This window comes from Moraxella pluranimalium, assembly GCF_002014825.1.
Taxonomy (GTDB): domain Bacteria; phylum Pseudomonadota; class Gammaproteobacteria; order Pseudomonadales; family Moraxellaceae; genus Moraxella; species Moraxella pluranimalium.
Genome location: NZ_MUYU01000046.1, coordinates 1 through 4,610, shown reverse-complemented (window position 1 = coordinate 4,610; position 4,610 = coordinate 1). Strand labels below are relative to the sequence as shown.

Here is a 4,610-nt window from a genome sequence, read left to right as displayed (position 1 = left end):
ATTAGTTGACCACTACAGAGAGCAAAGTCACCAATTGCACACCGCCATCTTCGAGCACATAGCTATTTTTCTCACCGACAATCACCACCGATGAGCCTGAGACACCTGCGGTGGCAGCAGGGCGACCAAACGCCACGACCTTATCTTCGAGCAACGTGGTCTTGGCGGTGGTGGTGCGGGTCGTCTGCTTGGCGCTTGGTGAATCAAGCAGGCTTGATGTGGCACAGCCTGTCATGGCAAGTGCCGTGATGGCAGCAAGGGTAAATTTGGTTAGTTTCATCAAACTCTCCTTAGGGATGAAAAGGGTTGATTTGATTATAAACAACTGATTGTTTATTGGCAATAAAAAAAGCAATCGTATTGAATGATTGCTTGCATACAATGATATGAATTAGTATCTTGATAATTTGGCAATACAAGCATCGCTATCAGAATCCACCAATCCCCAACCACCGCATGATCCACCATATTTCAGATTCTTGTTAGCATCCAGCCGTTGGATAGTATTGCCCTTGATTTGGTAATAACCGCCATCACCGTCGGGAAGATAGGTACGATACTTGCCACGATACGTCACACCTGTTGATGCAGTTCCGTGAAACTTAATAGTTGTCATACCATTTTTATTAATAGTAATTGACTGCTCCGTTCCACTGCCTCCTGCAAAATTAAACGAACGTTTGCCCACAAATGGTAGCTTTTGACTAGATGCCAAAGCAGGGCTTGTTGCAGTGATTAGTGCAAGTGCCAAAATAACAGGTTTTAACATTTTTTCAATCTCCTTATATCAGTGGGTTAAGTTTATTATATATCAATCACCCCCCCCCCCTGCGCAATAAAAAAACCGCTTTTTACAGCGGTTGACGGTCATTTCAAAGGCTTGGTCTTGGATGCTACTTACGCATCCTGCAAAATCTTTGCCATCTTAGATGGATGATAGCCAACCACGCCATGATATTGCTTGATAATCCCTGCCAAATCCGCCTGATAATCCCCCGTCGGATAGCACACATCCAAAAAACGCACCGTCTTGGTCGGATAATCCAGCGCCACAGGGATAATCGGCACACCCGCCCCCATTGCTAGATAATAAAAACCCGTGCGAAAACTCTCAGTATATTGACGAGTGCCTTCGGGCGCTAGTGCTAGCAGCAGCGGCTCACCTGTGGCAAAGCGGTCGATATTGGCTTGTAGCACCGAGCCCTTTTTATCACGGTCGATGGCAATCACCCCCACCCATGTCAAAAACTGCGATAATATCGGCACAGAGAACAACTGCTTTTTACCCATGACTTTGATGTCTAGCCCCAAAGCAAGCATGGTCAAAATCGCAGGCACGCCATCGACATTGGAAGTATGTGGCGCACCGATAATCACCGCTTGGGGCACATCAGGTAGTCTGCCAAGCAGTCGCCAGCCCAGCATAGCAAGTAGCCTACGAGCCATCTTGGTAGCAAGCGGACGATGACGACGGGGCAGCTGACTACCCAGCGCATCATAGCTAAACTTTGGCAATAACTGCGCCACTCTTGAGACATCCTGCGACATCGTTATACCGCCAATTCAGCCAAATCACCCTTAGTCTCTAGCCAGTGTTTGCGGTCGGCAGAGCGTTTTTTGGCAAGTAGCATATCCATCACTCCGTTGGTGGCACTGATGTCGTCTAAATCGAGTCGCACGAGCTTGCGAGTATCAGGATTCATCGTCGTTTCTTTGAGCTGACTTGGGTTCATCTCGCCAAGCCCCTTAAAGCGGGTGATTTGCGGTTTTTTGTTGCCAAGCTTGGCAAGCACTTGTTCAAGCTCATCATTATCGAGCGCATAATACACTTCTTTGCCGGCATCGATGCGATACAGCGGCGGCACGGCGACATACAGATGCCCTGCTTCAATCAGTGCAGGAAAATGCTTCACAAACAACGCACAAATCAAGGTCGCAATGTGCAAACCATCGCTATCGGCATCAGCTAGGATGCAAATCTTATCATAGCGTAGCTCGGACAAATCATCACTGGCAGGATCGACACCGATGGCGATGGCGATGTCGTGAATCTCTTGGCTAGATAGCACCGTATCCGATGACACTTCCCAAGCGTTCAAAATCTTACCCCGTAGTGGCAAAATCGCCTGAAACGCATTATCCCGTGCTTGCTTGGCAGAGCCGCCTGCTGATTGACCTTCGACCAAAAACAGCTCCGAGCCATCTTTTAGGCGGCCACGACAATCCCACAGCTTACCCGGCAAGGCAGGGCCTTGGGTGATTTTTTTGCGAGCGACTTTTTGGGCGGTCGCCAGACGGCGTGATGCCTTAGAAATGGCAAGCTCAGCGATGGCTTTGGCACTGTCGGGATGCTGGTTTAGCCACAGGCTAAAGGCATCTTTGGCAAGCGCTTGCACAAGTGGTGCAGCTTCACGGCTTGATAAGCGTTCTTTGGTTTGCCCGCTAAATTGCGGCTCGACGAATTTGAGCGACAAGATATAATTCACCTCATCCCACACATCTTCGCCGGATAGCTTGACCGAGCGTGGCAAGAGATTATGAATTTCACAAAATTCTCGCAAGGCTTCCAAAATCCCCGTGCGCAGACCATTGACATGCGTGCCGCCTTGGGCTGTGGGGATGAGATTGACATAACTTTCGGTGATGGGCGTGCCACCATCGGCCAGCCACGAGATGGCAAAAGTCGCTCCGCCACGCTCGCCTTTGGCAGGCTCTTGGCTAAAATAAAACGGCTCATCAGGCACGCACGGCATCTCGCCAAGTTGCTCGGTCAAATAGCCTACCACGCCATCCACGAAATGCCAGCTTTCGCTATCGGTTGGGTCAATTTCATTAATAAAATCAATCTGCAAACCCGCTGACAGCACCGCCTTTGCCTTGAGCGTATGCTTGAGTGCTTTGATGGCGAATTTTGGGCTGTCAAAATACTGACCATCGACCCAAAACTGCACCTTTGTGCCACGCTTTTTCTTATTCGATGCTTTATTGGCAATCAGTGGCGTCACCGCATCTCCATGCTCGAACGCCATCGTATGCTCTAGCCCATCACGCCACACGGTGACTTCGACACGGGTCGAGAGTGCATTGACCACGCTGATACCGACACCATGCAGACCACCTGAGACTTGATAGTTTTCGGTGCTGAATTTACCACCTGCGTGTAGGCGTGTCAAAATCAGCTCAACGCCTGATTGATTGAACTCAGGGTGAATATCCGTCGGCATCCCGCGCCCATCATCTTCGACCGACAGCGAGCCATCAGCGTGCAGGCAGACGATGATATGGCGTGCATAGCCTGCCAACGCTTCATCGACGGAGTTATCGATGACTTCTTGAGCAAGATGGTTGGGGCGTGTGGTGTCCGTATACATCCCGGGGCGACGGCGGACAGGCTCAAGCCCTTCTAGGACTTCGAGTTTTTGGGCGGTATAATTGCTCATAATATAAAAAAATCAATAAAAATCACGGCTATTTTACACCAATTGCCGTGATTTGGGAAATGTGATGGCTGATATCTTAGCGTTGAATTTGGTTCAAATCGATTGTAAAATCCACGACAGTTTTGACATGATGTTCAAAATCACTGATGCGATGATCACCGCCTGCCATCGCCAACACTTCACTACCTGCTTGACCAAAGAACGCTTGGCTTGCTTTGGCGTCCAATAGCTCATCACCCATCTGCAAAAATACCTTAATTCGCTCGCCAAAAACAGCTTGCAAGCGATGATTTTCAAGCCATGCCAAATCCCCATAGACAATCTGCCAACCGCCCGTTGTGGTATAAATCACCGTATTGGCTTGCAGTGCTTGCGACTTATTATCAGTAAAATTATCCTGTAAAAAGCGGCGAAAACTGATGTCAGGGCGAATGCTTGGGTTAAGCAATACCGCAGGCACGCCAGTGCGATCGCTCATCAAAGTCGCAAAATACCCGCCCAAACTCGAGCCCATCAGTACTGTATCAGCGCCATCACCGATCAGCTCGGTCAGTAATGCCACCACTTCATCAGGCGTGCGGTTCAAATCAGGGCGAATGACTGTGATATCAGGATGGTGTGTTTGGCAATAGGCATCGACAATTTGTGCTTTGATGGCATTGCTATCGCTATCAAGTCCATGTAAATAAATCAATCGCATGGGCATTATCCTTATTTTGGCTAAATACTTGGTTAATCTATTGCCAAATGGTAATTTTGGCGGTATAGTGAGAAATTGGCGTACGCCATTATAGTACCCAATCTTGATTTTAAAAGCTATATCCAATTTGGCATAACCTAACGCACCATGTCGCAATTTGAGATGTTTGTCATCGACAGCCCCTGTATCGGGGTGTGTACGATGAATAAAAAAGGCTATTGCATTGGCTGTCTGCGTAATCGAGCAGAACGGCAAAACTGGCATCGCCTATCAGATGATGATAAGCGAAAAGTGCTCACGCTCATCACACGCCGCGCCAAACGCATCCAAGAACATCGAGCAAGCAAACGAAACGGGGAATCTGTGGTGATTGAGCAGTTGGGGATGTTTGAATAAGCTTCTTTTTTCACCCCCCCATCACAAAACAAAAAACCCCCACCAATCTCTTGGCGGGGGCTTCAAATAAGGTG

Annotated in this window: 6 protein-coding genes; 1 reads left to right on the top strand and 5 read right to left on the bottom strand. The window is 48.6% G+C overall.

Going from position 1 to position 4,610, the window contains the following annotated elements; genetic code table 11:
* Position 1: 1 nt before the first annotated feature.
* The 5 genes from B0680_RS10640 to B0680_RS10620 all read right to left on the bottom strand — a co-directional run bounded on the left by B0680_RS10640 (position 2) and on the right by B0680_RS10620 (position 4,140).
* Complete coding sequence (locus B0680_RS10640; RefSeq protein ID WP_078255071.1) at positions 2–280, bottom strand: hypothetical protein; 279 nt, start codon at positions 278–280, stop codon at positions 2–4.
* Positions 281–391: 111 nt separating this feature from the next.
* Positions 392–769, bottom strand: coding sequence for a hypothetical protein (locus B0680_RS10635; RefSeq protein WP_078255070.1), 378 nt, complete (start codon positions 767–769; stop codon positions 392–394).
* Between the two features lie 128 nt (positions 770–897).
* On the bottom strand, positions 898–1,548 hold the full coding sequence (locus tag B0680_RS10630) for a 1-acyl-sn-glycerol-3-phosphate acyltransferase (RefSeq protein WP_078255069.1): 651 nt from the start codon (positions 1,546–1,548) through the stop codon (positions 898–900).
* A 2-nt stretch (positions 1,549–1,550) separates the two neighbouring features.
* Positions 1,551–3,440 (bottom strand): DNA topoisomerase IV subunit B, encoded by a 1,890-nt coding sequence (gene parE / locus B0680_RS10625; protein WP_078255068.1) that lies wholly within the window; start codon positions 3,438–3,440, stop codon positions 1,551–1,553.
* A gap of 76 nt (positions 3,441–3,516) precedes the next feature.
* Positions 3,517–4,140 carry a YqiA/YcfP family alpha/beta fold hydrolase gene (locus tag B0680_RS10620; protein ID WP_078255067.1) on the bottom strand — a complete coding sequence of 208 codons (624 nt, stop codon included), beginning with the start codon at positions 4,138–4,140 and terminating at the stop codon, positions 3,517–3,519.
* A 147-nt stretch (positions 4,141–4,287) separates the two neighbouring features.
* On the opposite strand from B0680_RS10620, the gene B0680_RS10615 reads away from it, so the two are divergent.
* Complete coding sequence (locus tag B0680_RS10615; RefSeq protein ID WP_078255066.1) at positions 4,288–4,536, top strand: DUF1289 domain-containing protein; 249 nt, start codon at positions 4,288–4,290, stop codon at positions 4,534–4,536.
* Positions 4,537–4,610: the final 74 nt, after the last annotated feature.

Bases quoted from the DNA above. Each gene is read 5' to 3' on its own strand.
- B0680_RS10640 (WP_078255071.1), bottom strand. From the start codon at position 280: ATGAAACTAACCAAATTTACCCTTGCTGCCATCACGGCACTTGCCATG.
- B0680_RS10635 (WP_078255070.1), bottom strand. From the start codon at position 769: ATGTTAAAACCTGTTATTTTGGCACTTGCACTAATCACTGCAACAAGC.
- B0680_RS10630 (WP_078255069.1), bottom strand. From the start codon at position 1,548: ATGTCGCAGGATGTCTCAAGAGTGGCGCAGTTATTGCCAAAGTTTAGC.
- parE (WP_078255068.1), bottom strand. From the start codon at position 3,440: ATGAGCAATTATACCGCCCAAAAACTCGAAGTCCTAGAAGGGCTTGAG.
- B0680_RS10620 (WP_078255067.1), bottom strand. From the start codon at position 4,140: ATGCGATTGATTTATTTACATGGACTTGATAGCGATAGCAATGCCATC.
- B0680_RS10615 (WP_078255066.1), top strand. From the start codon at position 4,288: ATGTCGCAATTTGAGATGTTTGTCATCGACAGCCCCTGTATCGGGGTG.